Here is an 18,565-nt window from a genome sequence, read left to right as displayed (position 1 = left end):
TAAGCGGCCCCCGTTTTTTAGATATCTTTCTTTCTGAAAATCCTCACTGCCAATATTAGCGGAATAATCATCCAGCATAACATACACGCCGTTGTATAAATAGTCCCCATGGCAGACCCCATAAACTTTTTAAACAAAGCCCCGGAATAACCCATCATCACAGCTGCGTCCAGTTGCAGCAATACCAGTATCCGCGCCAGGTCCACCGGGTTCAGTGAAATAAAAGCCAGTAGCGGCTGATCTATCGGATAATCACTGAAAGAGTAAATAAAGGCAAGTAATAACCCATCAAACAACAACGTAAAAAACAACGCGGTGATAATAGCTGCGCCAATACCCCTGGTTTTATCTTTGAATACTACAAAGATGAGCAGCGCCAATGCAGAGAAGATGAGCGTAAGCAACACCCCGCTGATGACAAGGGCTATCGCAGCAAGACTATTGTACAGCACACATACGGTGACGCCTACACCGGCCAGGTACGCCAGTCCCAGTGCGGTGGATATGCCCGTGTAAGAAGCCAGCAGCATGGATTTGCGGCGTATGGGCTGTGCCAGCAGCAGTTCGGTGAATTCCGCCGAATTAAAAAAGTAAATGGTGGAGAATAGAATGCTGATGATAGGCACAAACAGCAGGGTGATATTGAGCAGGCTCAACATGCCTTTGGACATGTTGTCGCTCATGCCGGTCACGCTGATGGTCAGCACAGCCAGCACGAGGGTGTATATCAGTATGGTCCTGTTTTTTAACAGGTCTATCAGCACGTATTTAATAATTGTTTTCATGTAGATGTGTTTGCATCATGGCCGCGATCACTTTGTTCAGTTGATGTTGACCGGTTGATTCTTTCAGTTCTTCCACTGTTTTGAAACAGATCAGTTTTCCTTCCTGCAGGTATACCACATGACTGGTGATTTCATCGAGGTCACTGAGCACATGGGAGGTGATGAGCACCAGTTTTCCGTTGGCCCGTTCCCGTGCGATTTTGTCTTTCAGTATTTCGCTGGCTACAGGGTCGAGACCTGCGGTAGGCTCGTCGAGTATCAGGATATCGGGCGAGAAGAGGAAAGCGAGGCAGGCACTCACTTTCTGCCGGGTGCCACCGGAGAGGTTACGCATCAGTTTATGATCGAAGGAAGGAAGATCAAACTGATGTATCAGTTCTTCATCATATTGTTTGCAGTCTCTCCGCACTTCCCGTAGCATGGCCAGCACCTGCCGGATGGTCATGTTTTCGGGATAGCGGCCTATCTGTGGCATGTAACCGATCTTGGAACGGTAGCTCCAGTGACTGCGGATTTCCTGGCCGTTAATATGAATACTGCCTTTCTCCGGGATAACAAGCCCGAGGATGGATTTGATCAGGGTCGTTTTGCCGGAACCGTTAGGCCCCAGCAGGGAGATGGTCTGACCACGTTCCAGTTGCAGGTTAATATCATCCAGTGCCCTGAATTTTTTGAATGATTTTGTGAGATGATTGATTCGGATCATAGTTCCAGTTTTTTCATTAATGGCTGATCATCTTTTAGCTGATCAGGTATGATGCTGGGCATTACTTTCTCCACCTGTTCCATGATGCTGGTGAGGAAGCTGCGGTACAGGATCATGGCAGAAGGTATTTTTTCTGATATCACGGCGTATACGCTGACGGGATAGTGTGGCACATCGCCCACCTGGTCCCTGTTGAGATCGTAGCCGTCGTATTTATCCCAGTAGTTGCGGTGAAACTCGTTGAGCATGAGGGTACCGTTGGTGGCCACATCGAAAGAGTTGCCGATGAAGTTGTTGCCGGTAAACTGGCTGCCGCTGGAACTGGCCATCACACGGATGGCCCAGCCGTTGTCCTGGAACAGGTTACGCTGTACAGAGACGCGGGTGGTGCCTTCCATGTGGATACCAATGGTGTTTTTGATGAAGCGGTTATGTGTGATATGGCTGTCTGTGATTTCTTTCAGCAACAGGCCGTAGGAAGCGTCTCCCCAGTTTTGTATAAAAGTGTTGTCGGTCATGGTCACTTCGCGGGTGTACATGACGGCCACGCCGGCGCCGTTTTCCCGGAAAATATTTTTCATATAGGTGTCGTGGTGGGAAAACATAAAGTGCAGGCCATAGCGCTGATTGTTGGCGGAGAGGTTGCCTTCTATGCCGGAATTGGTCACAAATTCGAAGTAGATGCCATCGCGGTGGCCGGATATGCTGTTGCTGTTGATTTGCAACGCATCGCATTTCCAGGCATGGATGCCGTTGCCGCCGTTGATTTCATTTTTGATGCCGGAATGTACGGTGTTGCCTTCAAGGAGGCAGTGTTGGGCATTCTGAAGATAGATGCCGTAGGTGCAGTCCAGTATCTTGTTGTTGCGGAGGGTAACATGACTGGCATTACTGACGCGGATGCCGGCGATGTCTGATATGGAAGAGCGTCCTGTATGTTGTATTTGCAGCCCTTGCATGATCACGCTGTCGGCGGTGATGAGGAAGCCCGGGTGTTTGTATTCCGCATCAATGACCGGCATGCCGGTGCCTGTGATGATGAGGCGCCGGTCTACCTGTATGCTGTGTTCCCGGTAAAAGCCGGGTTGTACCAGCAGCGTATCGCCGGGGCGTGCACTGCTGATGGCTTTGCGCAATGCATCAGGGCCTGGCTTCACCACGAGGGTGGCTGCCTGCGTGCTCCACGCGGCCAGTAGCAGCCATGACAATATCCATGCATATTTCATGATGTTTATGGATTTAGCCGGGTAAGATCTTCCCATTTTAATAATCGTTGCTCCAGGTTGTCTTTATGCGGGATAGCGGTTTTTTCGTCGGTGAAGGCGGCGCATTGGCCGTTCATCGGTGTCTTGAAAGATTCGCTGTGCAGGTAGATGGCTTTTTGTGCATCGGTGAAAGGGTGATTGGAATCGCTGTAGTTAGTCACAAGAAAACGGGTGCCATTGGCTGGCGGATTGGCGGCGTTATATTGCAGCAGGCAAACGATATCGTCGAATTTATAAGCCCTGCCTTTAGGTGTGATCAGTTCGGCGGCATAACGTTTATCTATAATCGTCATTTTACAGTGCGCACAGGCGTCATGACCAAAGTCTATCGGCTCAAATGCTGGCCGGCAGGCCAGTTGCAGGGCAAAAAAGCTAACCAGGAAGATCAGGGTATTGTGTTTCATATCATTTCTTTTTCCATTCATAGTAGGTAATGCCCACGAGTATCAGGCCGCTGGCGATGTAGCACCATCCGGCGATATCGGGCTGGGAGAGCACTTCGAAATTCAATAACTTCTTATACCCGATCAGCGGCGGTTGGTAAGACATACCAGGCACCTTTATCGGCGCGTTCGGGTCCAGCTGGTGGCCATAGTTGTATTCCCACCGGTAGAAGTCTCCAAAAGACAACAGCGCGATGAACAGGAAGATACCGGTCCAGGTGTAGTACAGTATTTTCTTTTTCAGCACCATGATCAATACGCCCGCAGCCATAAACAGGCCAATGGAAATGGGCATGAACACGAACTCGAGGAAGTCTTCCTTGTGGATGGTCTTCATGCCGATGTAGTGGTTCAGGCCATTGATGATCGGTACATCTCCTTTTACGTCATTGATCCATATCTGCATAGACAGGCCATCCGGATACTGTGGCGCACGCATGTCTATCCGCCACATGGGAAAGAACCAGAGGGTAGCGAGACAGATGATGACGATCGGGATGCTCATGAGGCCTGCCTGTGATAATTTTTTCATAGTTCAGTTGTTGAAAGGACCGGCAGTGCTGAACAGCACCGCCGGCGGGGTTGTTTATTTAGCTGCGACGGAAGTCACGGTTTCTCCGGTACCGAATTTAAGCGGTACGTTGGCGCCTTTGGGGGATACCCGCAGGTAGCCAGACATCTCCTGGTGCAGGGCAGAGCAGAAGTCGGTGCAATAGAACGGATAAATACCTTGTTTATCCGGTGAGAATTTAAGTGTTACGGTTTCACCCGGCATGATCAGCAGTTCCGCATTAGGATTATTTTTGATGGCAAATCCATGCGGAATGTCCCAGTCCTGTTCGAGGTTGGTGACGTGGAAGTATACCTCATCGCCAACAAATACGCCTTCGATGTTATCAGGCACCAGGTGGGAGCGGATAGCCGTCATGTAGATGTCTACCCGGTTGCCTTTGCGGACCACGTTGGCTTTCTTTTCTCCCATGGCCACATAGTCATGACCGTTTTTGTTGATATCATAGAATTTCACCTGTTTGTCTTTGATCAGACTGGCCTGACATGCCTGTGCATAGTGTGGTTCTCCGAAGGTGGGGAAGTCCAGGATCAGCTGCATTTTATCACCGGAGATATCATACAGTTGAGCTGACTGGGCCAATTCCGGACCGGTAGGCAGGAAGCGGTCTTTGGTGATTTTGTTGTAGGCTACCAGGTATTTGCCACCGGGTTTTTTGGTGTCTCCGCCGGGGATCATGAGGTGGCCCACAGAATAGTAGGTGGGAACGCGGTCCAGCACCTGCAGGTCTTTCAGGCTCCATTTCACTACTTCGGAAGAGAGGAACATAGACGTATAGGCGTTGCCTTTACCATCAAATTCGGTATGCAGGGGGCCGAGGCCGGGTTTCTGCACTTCGCCGTGCAGGGCTGCTTCGTATTTGATGATGGGGATACCTTTGAAATCGCCTTCAAACTGTTTGCCGTCGATAGCTTTTGTCAATTTGTTGAAGGAGAATACCGGGATGAGAGCGGCGAGTTTACCGCTGCCGACAATGAATTCGCCGGAAGGGTCTATATCGCAGCCGTGTGGGGACTTAGGACAGGGGATCATGTAGATCATGTCCGGACAATCTTTCGGGTCCAGCAGCAGCACTTCATTTTTGATTTCTGATGTAGCAGTTTGTTTGTGCTCGTCGTACGTGTTGTGGGCATAGGTGGCCGGAACTTTTTTGCCTTTGCCTGCTTTGGCATATTCTTCCGCTTTTTTCCAGTTCACTGCTACGATGTAGTCTTTGTCTTTCTGGGAAGCGTTTACTTCCAGCAGCGTATAGGCTTGTTCGGTATTATAGCTGGAGAAGAAGAACCAGTCGTGTGACGGGCCTTTACCGGCGTGGCTCAGGTCGAGGTTCATACCGGGCAGCACGATCTGGAAGGCGAGGTCCATTTTACCGGAGGTTTTATCTACGCTGATAAAAGAGGCGGTGCTGTGGAAGTTGTCTTTGAAGGAGCTGATGGGCACATCTTCAGAGCCGAGGGGAACGGAGAAGCGGGTGCCTGCTACTACGTATTCCGTGTTTTCGGTGATGAAGGGAGAGGAGTGGTTGCCTGCGCTGTTGGGTATTTGCAGGATCTCCATGGTTTTAAAGGTGGTGAGATCGATGCGGGCCACGCGCGGGGTATTGTTGGCGTTGGCAAAGAGCCAGCGGCCGTCCTGTTCTCCGTTGGTCTGGGACAGGTCCAGGTGGTGCTGGTCGTCCCACGGAATGAGGCCGTTGGTGGTATTGAGCATGGCTTTTGTTTCTTCGCTGTAGCCGTAGCCGTTTTCCGGGTTTACCGCGAATACGGGGATGACTTTCAGCAGGCGTCCGGAGGGCAGGCCGTATACGGATACTTGTCCGTTGAAACCGCCGGACACGAAGTTGTAAATTTCATCGTATTTGCCGGGGGCGACGTAGGTTTTGCTGGCGGCGTCGCCTTGCACCGCTGTGGCAGCGGTCTTCATTTTGCAGCTTTGCATGGCAGCGGTGGTGGCGACTGCCAGGCCCAGCATCAGGCTTAATCTTTTCATATGTAGATGGAGTGAGTGTCAGCAATTATTTTTTACCGTCGTTGGCCCGCATGTATTCCAACAGGTGTCTGGCTTCATCGTCGGTAAGGTGCTGGTTGGGCATGCGTACCATACATTCTTCGAGCATGGCTTGTGCTGCCGGGTCTTTGTCAATCATCTCATCGGTGTTGGTGATGAAGTTCATGATCCATTCCGGTTTTCTTCTTTCGGTAACGCCTTTCCAGCCGGGGCCGACCAGCTTTTCACCGGAGAGTTTGTGACAGGCAGCGCATTTCACCTCGTAGGTGGTTTTGCCGCTGGCGATCATTTTCTGGTCCAACGGATCGGTGAGTGCTACGGTGGTGAATTTGCCTTTGCCTTTTGCGGCGTCGGCAGCTGTTGCCGGTGCGGGATCAGCGGGAGTGGTAGCGGCCATGCTGTTGTCAGTCGCCGGTTTCTCCGTGTCGGCCTGCTGCGGCGTGGATCCGCAGCTGTAGAGCAGCAGCGCCGTTGCTGCGACTGTCGCCAGGAGGGATACTTGTTTCATGATATCGATTTTTTTGTTTAGGAAGAGATTTAATAAGGATGTTTTTGTCCTTTATTATTGTAATAAAAAAAATCGTTCAGGAAGAATTGTCGAACATCCGTTGCTGTATTTAGGATTGGTATTGATAAAACTGTTGAACATCGGTTACGAGTGGCATGGCAAGGGTTTCGTCGATCCGGTTGAAATCCGATACGTCGAGCGGTTTGCCCATGAGCCGTGCCATGAGGCCGCCGGCACGGACTTTCAGCTTATCGGCCAGCGACAGTTCGCGGTACTGGATTTTGCCCGGGAGGAAATAACGGTGGCAGTGGACAAGGAGCGGCGCCGGCACATTCTGTACTACATAAAGATTCAGTTTTTCCTGTTTGTCGGCCTTGGTGGCACATACGGTAAAAAGGAACAGCGGCTTTCCTTTTAGCAGCGGTGTCTTTTGTTCCAGCCATCCTTTCAGCAACATCTTACCGATGTATATGCTGGTGCCCAGTATCAGAAAGTCGGCTGCTGCCAGCTGCGCGGTGGTGACGGTGTCTGCTTCCATGGCCGGTATTTGTAGCGCCCTGCTGAGCCAATCGGCATACTGCCTGGTAGCCCCGTATTTGGATTGGAAAATGATGATGCCGTGCATAGCAAAAGTGTATTGAACATTTCACATTGATAGGGCGGACAGGCGCTGTCATACGCTGCCCGTGCTACTTTAAGTAAAGGATAATCATATCCTTCTTATTTAAGGACAAAAATATCTTCTTTTAATATACCGGCCAAAAAAGTTGACCTGATATAAATCAGGAAAACACATGACAGTAGACATATGAAATGAACAACGGTATCCGGATGGATAACCTCACCGGGTATACGAAAATGTATGGATTGGGAAATGAACGGGGGTTAACAGGGTTTACGGACACCTTTCAGGTTATCAATAAAGTAGTTGCCTTTATTGAATTCGTCTACCAGCTGCTGGATGGATGTTTTTTCGAACATCTGTTTCAGCTGTTTTTTGATGGCCTTGTATTGGGTATGCATGGGGCAGGGCCTTGTTTCGGAGCATTCTTTAAGGCCCAGTACACATTTGGTGATCACGCTTTCTTCTTCTACGGCTTCGAGGATGGCTTTTACCGGCAGTTTCCGAGCGCGGTCTGTCAGGAAAAACCCGCCATTAGGGCCACGCACGGAACTGATCACGCGGTTGTTTTGCGTGAGCAGCTGTAGTATCTTGGCCGTAAATGATTTGGGTGAATCAATGCCCTGGGCTATTTCCTCGATCCCCAGCTTATTATCTTCCGACCCTTTCAGCGCAATGTAAATCGTTGCTCTCAGGGCGTATTCAGCAGTTTTCGACAACATAATATCAAATCATGACGATTGCAAGATAACAAGAAATAAGGTACCGGTCAAACCGCCGGCACCCATTCCGCATAGGAATCACTGGTCTCATAGAGCCGCAGGCCTGCCAGTACTACCTCTTCGGGTAATACTTCCCGTAATGCCCGCTGCATATACAAGACCATGTTTTCCGCTGACGGCTCCATGTCCCATACCCACAAGTTCTCCTGTGTGCTGCAACCCGGATGGTCCAGCATATAGGCGGCCGACAGGATCAGGCGATGGTCGAAATGCTGTACAATAGTCTGCTGCACCAGCTCCTTGATCACCTTAAAATCCACCAGTATCCCCGGTGCAGGAAGGTAGTCTTCACTTTCGCTCCGGCCTCGCACCGTTACGTGCAACTTATAGGAATGCCCATGAATGTTTTTGCATTTTCCATTGTATTCGTGTAAGGCATGCGCCGTTTCAAAACTGAATATTTTCGTCAGCTGTAACATATCTCCAGTCTGTTGTTTGTAAGAATTAACCAAAGGTACATTTAAAAAAGGATATTTGTGTCCTTTTTTACTAATATTGCTGCCTGAAACAATTTCATCAACATGCACACATTCCATATACCTGTGATGGGACTGGCTTATACGATCGACAGTCCTGTTAAAGTGGCGCGGTTTGGCATCTCTTCTGTCATTTCCATCATCGAAGACCGGCTCATTGAAATGATGCGGAGCCATTATTATCCGACAGTAGGGGAGACGTACCGGCCCATTCCGGCAACGGAACCAGACTACCGGGCCCGGCGTATTACTGATTATCTGAACCTGGTGAACCGCATCGTGAAGGAACAGGTGGAGCAGCTCAAAAACAAAGCCTTTGAGGCCGGCTCTGAAATAGTCCGCTACTTTGACATGTTGCCGGAACAGCATCCGCTGAAACACATGTACCGGCAAATGACCAGCACAACAGACGCCGGCGAGAAGGCCACATTAGCGTCCCGGCTCAGCAATGCCGTCAAGCCCGGCAGCATCGATGTCAACATCATGACAAAAACGGATAAGGACAACTTCGATAAAAACGGGCAGCCCATCGCCGACGGCTCCGATGCGATAGCTGCCCTCAGAGGGTATGTCAACAGTGACCTGACAGATTCTTCCATCGTATTTTCCGCCGGAATGAATCCCCGCCTGTACAACTACCTCGAGAAATGTCCGCAGTTCAATGCGGATGCAACTGGTAACTTCAGCAAAAAAATCATCGTCAAAGTCAGCGATTTCCGTTCTGCCCTGATACAGGGAAAATACCTCGCTAAAAAAGGCATCTGGGTCAGCGAATTCCGGATAGAGTCCGGGCTGAACTGCGGCGGGCACGCCTTCCCGTCAGACGGTACGCTGATGGGCCCTATTATGGAAGAGTTCAAACTGCGCAGACAGGAACTCATCGACACATTATTTGCCCTCTACAACCCTGCATTGGCCAATAAAGGGCTCACCACCTTTCAGTCGGCCCCACCGTTGAAGATCTCCGCACAGGGCGGCATTGGCACCGCTGCGGAAGATCAGCTGCTGCACACCTACTACGGACTGGACAGCACCGGATGGGGCACGCCTTTCCTGCTGGTACCGGAAGCCACCACGGTGGACGCTGACACACGGCAACGCCTGCGCGAAGCTACCACCGCAGACCTCACCCTTAGTTACCATTCCCCGCTGGGCGCACGCTTTCATTACCTGAAAGGCAGCACGGCTGAAGAAGAGCGGCTGGCACGTATCCAGGCCGGAAAGCCCGGCAGCCCCTGCACGGAGAAACACCTGTCGTTTAATACAGAGTTCACGGAAAAGCCTATCTGTACGGCTTCCCGCCAGTATCAACGCCTTAAGGTGGCGCAGCTGCAATCGCTCCAGCTGCCGGAAGATGTGTACCTGGAACAACTGGAGTCGGTGCTGGACAAGGAATGTTTATGTGTAGGCCTTAGCAATGCGGCCGCTATTGAATATGAACAGCCTTTCGTGAAAGGCCGTCACACTGTCAATATCTGCCCCGGTCCGGGCATCGCGTATTTCAATAAAGAAGTGTCGCTGCAAACAATGACCGATCATATCTATGGCCGTCAGGATATCCTGGAAGGAAACGCAAGGCCACATATGTTCATCACAGAACTGAAGCTGTACCTGGACTACCTGACAGAGCAACTGGAAAAAGCCCGTCGGCAAGACACGCTGACGCAACAGCAAAAGTATTTCCGCACTTTCAGTGAACAACTCACCAAAGGCATCGACTACTATCACCACCTGACAACAACAGGCGTATTGCCACCAGAAGAATTATTAACAGACCTGGAACAGGCTAATCTGCAACTGACGAATATTATTGAGGCATATGCCCTCGTATAAAAGGTCGCAGGGTTTAATGGGGAATCACGGATGTGATACATATTATTGAAGCATACGTCCTCACATAAAAGGTCCCAGGGCTGAAGCCCTGGGCTACGTTGTTCTTCAATTTCTTTTAATGATAAACACTTTAGTTTACGTAGCACTACAACGTAGCCTGGGGCTTTAGTCAGGACCTTCTATCAACGACAGAAACCCATCATCGGAAGAATTTGAAAAACAACGTAGCCCAGGGCTTCAGCCCTGGGATTAATGGGGGATTAATGGGGGATTAATGGGGGATTAATGGGATTAATGGGAATCACGTATATCATCTGAAACCCCCGAAACCTCGAAAACCCCGGCATTCCGAACCAACCGGCGTTTTTGCTGCACCGAAATCACCGTTTGCAAAATCACAGAAACACCTACCAGCAACAGTCCCACATAAAACGCACCATTTACTTGCTTACCTTCTCCAAAAAACAGGAAAGCCATGGTGATCGCGTAAATCGGTTCCATATTGAAACTCAGGTTTACCGTAAAAGCAGGAATCCTCTTTAAAGACTCTGCAAACATGATATACAGCCCAACTGTGCAGATCAGGGATAACAGTAACAGATATACGGTGTCCTCCATGCCGGGAAGAATACTTTTCACCGGAAAGTAGTGAAGGTAAACCGGTAATAGAATACCCCAGCCAATGGTGCCGCCCATCATCTGGTAATAGTTGATCAGTTTACTGTCGTACTTTTTCACCAGCCGCTCATTGTAAATCGTATACAACGCGGCAAACGCCGATGAAATAGTGCCCAGCGCTATGCCCAGCTGGTAAGACACGTCGAAATGAAAAATGAGACTGATGCCCAGGAGTGTAAAGAGACTTAACACTAATTCCGTGACCGCAAACTTCTTCCTGTTAATGATGGGCGCAAAGATGGCGGTGAAGAAACTGGTGAGGCAGTAGCAGACAGCCCCAATAGAAATATTGCCGTACTTGATACTGCCGTAAAAGAATATCCAGTGAATGCTGATCAGTAAACCGATCTTGGCGATATCCAACTTCTCACGCGTGGTAATGGCTGTATTTACCCTGAACAGTTTCACAATAAAAAACAACCAGACAAACGAAAAGAATATCCTGTACCAGACTAACAGACCTTCGTTGAGCGAAATAAGTTTTCCGAATATTCCGGTAAACGCGGCTATGACGACCGAAAAATGTAAGATGAAATATGTTTTTTTCATAAAGGGTTCTCTGTCCGCACTTGCGGAGCTGCTGCATTAATATAAAAAAAACAAAATTGTTTTTCAGGGTTATTATTTCGCTGGCTGCAGTGAAACGCCTATCTGTTCCGGAGAAAAGAATAGCCCCGGGCGGGAAGCCCGGGGCGTTGTAAAACGTGCATCACTACATTCCGATGAATCGGGATGACATTTTTCCAGGTATTTATAAAGTTGGCCGGCTGGCGTAGTCCTGCCACAGGTCTTCTAATGTTTTGCCTGTCTGGGCCTGCCAGATGCCGGCGGAATAGGTTTTGGCCCGCATGTTTGCATCCAGTGTTTTGACGAGTTTGTCGTTGACATTTTTTTCAAGCCATACGAGGAAGCGGGCGGTAATGCGGTAGCTGTTGTCATACCGTTGTGACGGGTTATAGTCAGGCATGGCCCATCCGGCGCCGGCATTGTCCACACCATAACGGTAACGCACATAGTCTGCGATGCCTTCGGTGAGCCAGCCGGGACCAGCTCCTCCCGGGTACGCCTGTACGATATGCATGACTTCATGTGTCACCACATCGATATCGCCGGGGTGTTGCCGGAACCATTCCGGGTTATAGACCACCCGGCCGCCGCTGGTGGCGGCCACACCGGTATAGGCGGGGTCTATCACAAAGGTGACTTTCTTCAGTGTGTTGGGGTTGTAGGCATTGGCCAGCACGGGGTATACGGTGAAGAAAGTATTGATCATTCTTTCTTTTACCTGTTTGTCGAAAGTTGGCGACTGGTTGATGAACACCAGCGTATAGTCGCCCCGGGTAATGGAATCGGTGGTGACGGCTATTGTTGCGGCCTCCGGTACGGGAGTGCTGTTGTCGTGGGCACATGCATGGATGAACAGGCCAGTGCTGAGTATGAGTAATCGGATCGTTTTCATGTTACCAGCCCTCATTTTGTTTTAACTGTGTGTTACGCAGGGTTTCGTCTGTTGTGATGGGAATCACGTACATCGCGTTGCGCCACAAGCGGTCTTCCACTTTAAAGCGCTCATAGCGATAGCCGCCCGGTGCGGTGGCATCGGCAATGGGACGCATGCCCCATATGGTTTTTTCGGTGTTCTCTGCGATCTTCCAGCGGCGTACATCCCAGAAGCGATGGTTCTCAAAGCTCAGCTCTATTCTTCTTTCATTGCGGATACGTTTACGCATATCGGCCTGGGTGAGCCCTGTGGGCAGTGATGGCTGACCGGCACGGGTGCGTATCAGGTTGATGTATTTGGCGATGTCGGCATTACCGGGATCGTATTCGTTGAGTGCTTCTGCATAGCTGAGATAGAATTCCGCCAACCGGAAGAGGATGCCGTGTACATCGCGGCCGGGACCCTGGTTGATCGTGATGCTTTCGTTGGCCAGTTTGCGGCAGCTGTAACCGGTGCGGCTATGGTCTGTCTGTGTGCTTTGTTCGTCTTTCCCTCTTTCAAACGTTTCTATTTTCCTTCCTTTCCAGGGGGCGCCGTTGTAACTGATGTCGGTGTAGAACCGGGGATCGCGGCCAACGTAAGGCTGGGCAGGATCGTAGCCGGAAGCGGGATCGCTGATGGGCAGGCCATTGGCCATTTCATAGTCGTCTACAAGGTTCTGTGTGGGAGAGCAACCGGACCAGCCGTTGCTGCCGTAGGGGAAGATGTAGCGGTCATAGTCCTGGTTGGTTTCTTTCATCCGTACCCAGATGACTTCGGGGCTCAACAGGGTATTGCTGGTGAACATGGTCAGCCTGTCTGCCAGCGTGTTTTCCAGCCGGTAGGCGATGCCTCCCTGCGGTGTCTGCAGGTCTATCACGGCTTTGGCTGCTGCGGCAGCTTTGCGCCATTTCTCCGGATCGGAGGCGGTGTTGTTGGAGCTGATATCGGCCAGGAAACCGTTTTTGCCGGCGATAGCCCAGAGCGGACTGGCGCTGTACAGCAGCATGCGTGCTTTGAGCGCAAGGCAGGTGCCTTTGGTAACACGGCCTATCTGCGTGGAGGAATAGCTGACAGGCAACCGTTTCATGGCTTCGTCGCAATCGGCCAGTATCTGATTGATACAGGCATCATAAGCGCTGCGTGGCTGGTTAAGGGCCTGCTTATCGTTCTGGTCAATGGTTTTGGTAACGATGATCACACCACCAAACTGACGTACCTGTTCTGCCAGGTAATAGGCGCGGAGGAAATATACTTCGCCGATACGGTTGCCCAGCGCGCCGGGGTTGTTGGCGTCATCCGGGGTTTTGTATTGCGCGATGCCTTCCAGGATAGCGTTGGCCTGACGGATAGCGACATAGTTGTCGCGCCACGTGTTGCCGATAGGGTTATTGTTGCCGGACCAGGAGCCGTTGTTGAAACTCATAGAGGCCATCCAGCTGGAAGCGTCTTTGGCCTCGTCTGTGCCGGATGACATGGAATAACCACCGAGGTAGGTATAGGCGCCGCGCAACCGGGAATAGAGGTTGTTGACCACCTGGTCTGTCATGGCAAAATTGGTGAAGATGTCCTTGTCCTGTTGCTGGGTGGTGGCGGCCCTGTCAAGATACCCTTTTTTGCAGGCGCTGAAGGTGAGGGTGGCCAGTACGCAGAGGAGAATGATTTTTTTATAGAGAGATGAATATTGCATAACGTTCATTTTTAGAATCTTACATCGATACCGAAATTCCAGATGCGTTGAATAGGATACATAGCACCGTTACCATCGCCAATTTCAGGGTCTACCTGGTAATCTTTCAGTTTATCCCAGGTGAAGAGGTTCATTCCGTTGGCGTAGAAACGAACATAGGAGAGGCCCACCTGTTTCACCCAGTTTTTGGGTAGCTGGTAACCTATCTCTGCATTTTTGAGACGCACATAGCTGGCATCTTTTACCCAGAAGGAAGAGCCCCGGTGGTTGTTGCCGTTGGTATTGCTGTGCAGGCGCGGATAAGTGGCGGTGGCAGCTGTTTCCGGTGTCCAGCGGCCCAGATGGAAGGGCTTCACCTTGCCTCCCTGGAAAAATTCATACACCGCTTCGTTGTTGAGCATCACGTCGGTATGGGCAGCACCCTGGAACAGCAGGGACACATCGAAGCCTTTGTAGGCCGCTCCCAGTGTGGCGCCGAACATGATCTCCGGCGTACGGGCGTAACCGATAGCCGTCTCATCGAAGTCGGACTGAATGAAATCGTATTCTTTGCCGGTGAGTTTTTTGTATTTGAAATCACCCGGTCCATAGGCGGAGAAGTTTTGGAAAGGGCTGTTGTCTATATCAGCCTGGTCTTTAAAGAAACCTTCGGAGATAAGGCCGAATTTGGTGCCGATAGGGTGACCGGTGCGTTTCATCCAGGAATAGGCCCGCGCCACTTCATCCTGGTATACAATGTTGTTACGGGCAAAAGTGACGTTGGGTTTGATGAAATACCGCACTTTGCCGATAGTGTTTTCATGGCTCAGCTCCAGCTCAAATCCTTTGTTGTCCACAATACCGATGTTCTGTGCTTTGATATCCTGACCAAATACATCAGAGAGGGTGTTGCGGCGGATGAGGATTTTGCTTCTGCGTTGGGTGAACAGATCGAGGGAGATGCCCAACAGGTTGTTCCAGAAGCGTGCCTCGATGGCCACGTTAGCCTGACGGCCCCGTTCCCAGGTAACGCCGGGGTTACCGATAGGGCCTTGTTGCCAGCCGTTAGCCTGACTGGCATTGGTGCCAAAATAATACTGGCTGCCACCGCCCCAGGAAGTGAACCAGAGAAACCGGTCGCTGCCTGCCTGATCGTTACCTACTTCACCATAGGAACCACGTATTTTCAGGAAGTTGATCGCCGGAATATTGTCTTTAATGAAACTTTCTTCAGACAGTACCCATCCGGCGGAGATGGAAGGGAAAAAGCCGTAGCGGCTTTCTTTGGGGAAGTTCTCAGAGCCTTGATAGGAGGCGCTGAATTCCAGCAGGTATTTCTGTAGGTAGTTGTAGGTGCCGCGGAAGAGCAGTGACTGATAAGCCCTGGGAATGGATGACCCGTTTTCGTTGAGACGGCGGTTCCAGAGTACCATGGCAGTGGCTTCATGGCGGCCAAACTGCCGGTTCCAGTTGGCGGTAGCTTCGAGGTAGGTGCTGCGGTTGGCGCCACCACCACTGAAGGAGCCGTTAGGGTCTATTTTGGTGTCCTGGCCGGACTGTTTGTAACTGGTGATGTTGCCCTGTGCATCGTATAACGGCTCAAATACAGCGTAGTTACGGGTATAGGAAGCTGAAGGCGAGTTGGTGTTGTCGTACGAGAAGGAAACTTTGGCCGTCAGGTTTTTGGTGATGATGTCCAGTTTACGGGTGAGGGCAAAAGTTCCCTGTACGGTATTGTTGTACCAGCGGCGGTATCCTTTCTGTGACAGTTCCCCGAGGATGTTGGACTGAAAGGTACCGTTGCCCCAGAGGGAGCCGTCGGGGTTGACGATAGGATAGATCGGTGCCATGCGGTTGGCCAGGTTCATGATGGTGCTGGCGGAGTTGTTACCATCGCGGCGGTCGGTCATGATACCGGCAATGTCTACACGTGCGGCCAGATCGGGGGTAATGTCCACGTCTACGTTGGCGCGCAGGTTGTAGCGTTTCATGTTATTGTTGCCGGTGTAGCCGTCCTGGTTTTCGGTGGTATGGGCATAGAGGCCGTCCTGCACGTTGTAACCGGCGGAGATGAAGTAACGGGCGATGTTGTTGCCACCGCTGACGTTGAGGTTGCCCTGTGCCACCGTAGATGGTTTCATGATGAACTTATAATAATCGGTGTTGGGCAGTTTCCCGCTTTTATAGCCGTCCAGTTGCGCCTGGGTGAAGGCTGGCTGGGCGCCGTCATTTTTCAGTGCTTCGTTGAGCAGGGACGCATAATCGTAGGAGCCCAGGTATTCGGGCAGGCGGGTAGCTTCGGTGATGCCCGCTGATGCGCGGAAGTTCACGGAAGGGGCGCCGGCCTTGCCTCTTTTGGTGGTGATGAGGATGGCCCCGTTGGCGCCGCGCATGCCCAGTACGGCGGTGGCGGCGGCGTCTTTCAGGATGGTGAGGGTTTCGATATCGTTCGGGTCTACATAATCCATCGGCCTTTCGATACCATCTACCATGATGATGGGGGAGGCGCCGTTGAGGGTGCCTACGCCACGGATATACAGGTTGCTGGCATCTACGCCGGGCTCACCGCTGCGTTGGGTGGTGATGAGGCCGGGAAGGCGTCCTGCCAGTGCGTTGGTGAGGTTGGACACAGGGCTTTGCACCAGTTCTTTGGTGCTGATAGAAGCGATCGCGCCGGTAACGGTGGCTTTTTTCTGTTGACCGTAAGCTACTACCACTACGTCTTTCAGGCCGAGGCTGGAGGGTGTCATGGTCACATCGGTTTGGTTGGAGGCGGATATTTCCACTTCCCTGGTTTCATAACCGATGAAGGAGAACACCAGTGTTCTCATGTTGGCAGGCACCTGTATGCTGTAGGTACCGTCGCTTTGTGTCTGGGTACCTCTGCTGGTGCCTTTTACCTGTACAGAAACGCCCGGGAGTACCACGTTGGTTTTGTTTTCCATAACCGAGCCGATAATGGTGCGCATCGCGCCGTTGCCGGCCTGGGGGGCCGGACGTACCGTGGTATCCGCGGTATGGCCGTTTTGTTCTGACGGGCGAAAAATGATGATGATGTTGTCTGACTGCCGGAAGTTCAGGTAAGTGTCTGTGAGCAGCAGCTCCAGTGTTGTTTTAACGCTGCGGGTGGCTTTAGGCAGACTTACATTTTTATAAAGGTTTACCTGTTCCGGCGGATAGGCGAGGCGGAAGCCTGACAGGCTTTCCACTTTACCGAGCGCACTTTTGAGTGTTTCATTTTTCAGTGTCAGGGTAATTTGTTTGGTAGAGATGTCTTGTGCTCTGCCAGGGGAGGCAGAGAGTACAGACGACAGTAACAGGATGCTGAGCATGGCCAGGGTAATGGTTTTTGCCATGTGCCGGCCTTGGCGGAACATACAGGGCAATAGCGTGGCAGTCAGCTGTGTGGTCACAGCTAAGAACTTGTGCATAACGGGCATTCTTTTAAAATTGTTAGGAAATAGGTAGCCGTTAACAGCATGGTGATGCTGTTTCGACTGTCAGCTTTTGGGCTGATTAAAGTGTTTTACTTCAGAACGTGTTGTTTGATAGTGATCAATGTGGTTTCATGCGATGTAGATTTTAGTGATGCATAGAATCAGTAACGGCGCACTGGTGGCTGATTTTGATGCTAAATTGATTTAGCAAACAGGGCGTACTTTGTCCATTTAACTTTTTACAGTTATCAATTTTGGTTTTGAATGATGTGTTTTTATCGTCGTCTTAGCAGCCTTTGCCTTTTATGAGCACGTCGCGGCCGTTTTCTATTTTATACGTGGCATTTCTGACACCGCAGATCACATCGAGGACTTCTTCGAGCGATTCAGTACCTGCAAATGATACACGGACAGGGCATTGTTTTAAAGCGTCATCACTGAATTGTATGTTCACTTCATAACGTTTACTGAGTGTATTGGCGATGGTTTCAAAAGTGGCGTTTTCAAAAACCATCTCGTTGGTGGTCCAGCTGGCCCGGGCTGCCGCATTCACGGCTTCCTGGCGGGCGGCTGCATTTTTTATATTGTAAACGATTTGTTGGTCAGGTGTTAATACGGCCAGTACTTTGGTGCCGTCTTCCACTTTTACTTTTCCTCGTGTAACCGATACCGTTATCTCTGCCTGCTCCGGGTAAGCGCTGATGTTAAAAGCGGTGCCTAATACGGTTGTTTTCAGTTGACCGGTATTGATGACAAATGGCTTCAGGCTGTCGGACCGGATATCGAAGTAGGCTTCACCCAGCAGCGTCACCTCCCTTGAGGGGCCGTTGAAGTGTTCCGGTACTACAAGGCGGCTGCCCCGGTGCAGCACAACAGTACTGCCGTCCGGCAATGTCAGGTAACGGTCAAAATTCGTTTGCCCGTCGGCGTACCGCCGTACGCTGATGGCAGGACGATCACTGCTGTTACTGTACCACCAGTAGCCTGCGCCGGCCAGCACCAGTATGCTGGTCCAGATGGCGGCATAGCGCCATAACCTGCTCCAGGCGCGTTGTTTCACTACCGTCAGCGGTGTTGCTGCAGGAGCGGCCGACAACCGGGCCCTTAATGCCAGCAGCTGTTGCCGCGTAAGTTGCCGCGCTGCCTCGCTTTGCGGGTCTATCACTTCATCAGGCAAATCCTGCCCGAGCGTGGTATACCAGGCTTCCAGCGTTGTAAGCTCTTCTTCAGTACAGGCCCCCTGACTATATTTCTGTAACAGTACATACAAATTTTGTTCATCCATAACGGTAATGATGCGACT

General features: G+C 51.0%; 16 protein-coding genes. 1 reads left to right on the top strand and 15 read right to left on the bottom strand.

Features of this window, described 5'->3' with window-relative positions; genetic code table 11:
* Window positions 1-17 precede the first annotated feature (17 nt).
* The 10 genes from HHL17_RS28370 to HHL17_RS28325 all read right to left on the bottom strand — a co-directional run bounded on the left by HHL17_RS28370 (window position 18) and on the right by HHL17_RS28325 (window position 8,108).
* Window positions 18-785: an ABC transporter permease subunit gene (locus HHL17_RS28370; protein ID WP_169228195.1), complete on the bottom strand. Its 768-nt coding sequence runs from the start codon at window positions 783-785 to the stop codon at window positions 18-20.
* Window positions 769-1,491 (bottom strand): ABC transporter ATP-binding protein, encoded by a 723-nt coding sequence (locus HHL17_RS28365; RefSeq protein ID WP_169228194.1) that lies wholly within the window; start codon window positions 1,489-1,491, stop codon window positions 769-771. The genes HHL17_RS28370 and HHL17_RS28365 overlap by 17 nt, the downstream gene beginning before the upstream one ends.
* Window positions 1,488-2,717, bottom strand: coding sequence for a nitrous oxide reductase family maturation protein NosD (locus tag HHL17_RS28360; protein WP_169228193.1), 1,230 nt, complete (start codon window positions 2,715-2,717; stop codon window positions 1,488-1,490). The genes HHL17_RS28365 and HHL17_RS28360 overlap by 4 nt, the downstream gene beginning before the upstream one ends.
* 5 nt (window positions 2,718-2,722) lie before the next feature.
* A complete protein-coding gene (locus HHL17_RS28355) occupies window positions 2,723-3,160 on the bottom strand; it encodes a nitrous oxide reductase accessory protein NosL (protein ID WP_169228192.1) in 438 nt (145 codons plus the stop codon).
* Window position 3,161: 1 nt separating this feature from the next.
* On the bottom strand, window positions 3,162-3,731 hold the full coding sequence (locus HHL17_RS28350; protein ID WP_206156197.1) for a hypothetical protein: 570 nt from the start codon (window positions 3,729-3,731) through the stop codon (window positions 3,162-3,164).
* A gap of 54 nt (window positions 3,732-3,785) precedes the next feature.
* A complete protein-coding gene (nosZ, locus tag HHL17_RS28345; protein ID WP_169228191.1) occupies window positions 3,786-5,759 on the bottom strand; it encodes a Sec-dependent nitrous-oxide reductase in 1,974 nt (657 codons plus the stop codon).
* A 25-nt stretch (window positions 5,760-5,784) separates the two neighbouring features.
* Window positions 5,785-6,285 carry a c-type cytochrome gene (locus HHL17_RS28340; protein WP_169228190.1) on the bottom strand — a complete coding sequence of 167 codons (501 nt, stop codon included), beginning with the start codon at window positions 6,283-6,285 and terminating at the stop codon, window positions 5,785-5,787.
* A gap of 109 nt (window positions 6,286-6,394) precedes the next feature.
* Window positions 6,395-6,910: a flavodoxin domain-containing protein gene (locus HHL17_RS28335; RefSeq protein ID WP_169228189.1), complete on the bottom strand. Its 516-nt coding sequence runs from the start codon at window positions 6,908-6,910 to the stop codon at window positions 6,395-6,397.
* A 260-nt stretch (window positions 6,911-7,170) separates the two neighbouring features.
* On the bottom strand, window positions 7,171-7,629 hold the full coding sequence (locus tag HHL17_RS28330) for an RrF2 family transcriptional regulator (protein ID WP_169228188.1): 459 nt from the start codon (window positions 7,627-7,629) through the stop codon (window positions 7,171-7,173).
* A 47-nt stretch (window positions 7,630-7,676) separates the two neighbouring features.
* Entirely contained in the window at window positions 7,677-8,108 is a 432-nt protein-coding gene (locus HHL17_RS28325) for a 6-pyruvoyl trahydropterin synthase family protein (RefSeq protein ID WP_169228187.1), read from the bottom strand.
* Window positions 8,109-8,210: 102 nt separating this feature from the next.
* Here HHL17_RS28325 and HHL17_RS28320 point away from each other — a divergent pair, with 102 nt between their 5' ends.
* A complete protein-coding gene (locus HHL17_RS28320; RefSeq protein ID WP_169228186.1) occupies window positions 8,211-9,998 on the top strand; it encodes a hypothetical protein in 1,788 nt (595 codons plus the stop codon).
* 291 nt (window positions 9,999-10,289) lie between these two features.
* On the opposite strand, the gene HHL17_RS28315 is transcribed toward HHL17_RS28320, so the two are convergent.
* The 5 genes from HHL17_RS28315 to HHL17_RS28295 all read right to left on the bottom strand — a co-directional run bounded on the left by HHL17_RS28315 (window position 10,290) and on the right by HHL17_RS28295 (window position 18,547).
* A complete protein-coding gene (locus HHL17_RS28315) occupies window positions 10,290-11,225 on the bottom strand; it encodes a DMT family transporter (protein ID WP_169228185.1) in 936 nt (311 codons plus the stop codon).
* Between the two features lie 202 nt (window positions 11,226-11,427).
* Complete coding sequence (locus HHL17_RS28310) at window positions 11,428-12,135, bottom strand: basic secretory protein-like protein (RefSeq protein ID WP_169228184.1); 708 nt, start codon at window positions 12,133-12,135, stop codon at window positions 11,428-11,430.
* 1 nt (window position 12,136) lies between these two features.
* Window positions 12,137-13,846 carry a RagB/SusD family nutrient uptake outer membrane protein gene (locus HHL17_RS28305; protein ID WP_169228183.1) on the bottom strand — a complete coding sequence of 570 codons (1,710 nt, stop codon included), beginning with the start codon at window positions 13,844-13,846 and terminating at the stop codon, window positions 12,137-12,139.
* Window positions 13,847-13,857: 11 nt separating this feature from the next.
* Window positions 13,858-17,256, bottom strand: a complete 3,399-nt coding sequence (locus tag HHL17_RS28300; protein WP_169228182.1) for a SusC/RagA family TonB-linked outer membrane protein — start codon at window positions 17,254-17,256, stop codon at window positions 13,858-13,860.
* Window positions 17,257-17,548: 292 nt separating this feature from the next.
* Window positions 17,549-18,547 carry a FecR family protein gene (locus HHL17_RS28295; RefSeq protein ID WP_169228181.1) on the bottom strand — a complete coding sequence of 333 codons (999 nt, stop codon included), beginning with the start codon at window positions 18,545-18,547 and terminating at the stop codon, window positions 17,549-17,551.
* Window positions 18,548-18,565: the final 18 nt, after the last annotated feature.

This window comes from Chitinophaga fulva (assembly GCF_012927205.1).
GTDB classification, from domain to species: domain Bacteria; phylum Bacteroidota; class Bacteroidia; order Chitinophagales; family Chitinophagaceae; genus Chitinophaga; species Chitinophaga fulva.
This window is presented reverse-complemented; position numbering and strand designations above follow the sequence as displayed.

What these genes read in the sequence shown, in the direction of transcription:
- HHL17_RS28370 (WP_169228195.1), bottom strand. Translation starts at nt 785, where the DNA reads ATGAAAACAATTATTAAATACGTGCTGATAGACCTGTTAAAAAACAGG.
- HHL17_RS28365 (WP_169228194.1), bottom strand. Translation starts at nt 1,491, where the DNA reads ATGATCCGAATCAATCATCTCACAAAATCATTCAAAAAATTCAGGGCA.
- HHL17_RS28360 (WP_169228193.1), bottom strand. Translation starts at nt 2,717, where the DNA reads ATGAAATATGCATGGATATTGTCATGGCTGCTACTGGCCGCGTGGAGC.
- HHL17_RS28355 (WP_169228192.1), bottom strand. Translation starts at nt 3,160, where the DNA reads ATGAAACACAATACCCTGATCTTCCTGGTTAGCTTTTTTGCCCTGCAA.
- HHL17_RS28350 (WP_206156197.1), bottom strand. Translation starts at nt 3,731, where the DNA reads ATGAAAAAATTATCACAGGCAGGCCTCATGAGCATCCCGATCGTCATC.
- nosZ (WP_169228191.1), bottom strand. Translation starts at nt 5,759, where the DNA reads ATGAAAAGATTAAGCCTGATGCTGGGCCTGGCAGTCGCCACCACCGCT.
- HHL17_RS28340 (WP_169228190.1), bottom strand. Translation starts at nt 6,285, where the DNA reads ATGAAACAAGTATCCCTCCTGGCGACAGTCGCAGCAACGGCGCTGCTG.
- HHL17_RS28335 (WP_169228189.1), bottom strand. Translation starts at nt 6,910, where the DNA reads ATGCACGGCATCATCATTTTCCAATCCAAATACGGGGCTACCAGGCAG.
- HHL17_RS28330 (WP_169228188.1), bottom strand. Translation starts at nt 7,629, where the DNA reads ATGTTGTCGAAAACTGCTGAATACGCCCTGAGAGCAACGATTTACATT.
- HHL17_RS28325 (WP_169228187.1), bottom strand. Translation starts at nt 8,108, where the DNA reads ATGTTACAGCTGACGAAAATATTCAGTTTTGAAACGGCGCATGCCTTA.
- HHL17_RS28320 (WP_169228186.1), top strand. Translation starts at nt 8,211, where the DNA reads ATGCACACATTCCATATACCTGTGATGGGACTGGCTTATACGATCGAC.
- HHL17_RS28315 (WP_169228185.1), bottom strand. Translation starts at nt 11,225, where the DNA reads ATGAAAAAAACATATTTCATCTTACATTTTTCGGTCGTCATAGCCGCG.
- HHL17_RS28310 (WP_169228184.1), bottom strand. Translation starts at nt 12,135, where the DNA reads ATGAAAACGATCCGATTACTCATACTCAGCACTGGCCTGTTCATCCAT.
- HHL17_RS28305 (WP_169228183.1), bottom strand. Translation starts at nt 13,846, where the DNA reads ATGCAATATTCATCTCTCTATAAAAAAATCATTCTCCTCTGCGTACTG.
- HHL17_RS28300 (WP_169228182.1), bottom strand. Translation starts at nt 17,256, where the DNA reads ATGCACAAGTTCTTAGCTGTGACCACACAGCTGACTGCCACGCTATTG.
- HHL17_RS28295 (WP_169228181.1), bottom strand. Translation starts at nt 18,547, where the DNA reads ATGGATGAACAAAATTTGTATGTACTGTTACAGAAATATAGTCAGGGG.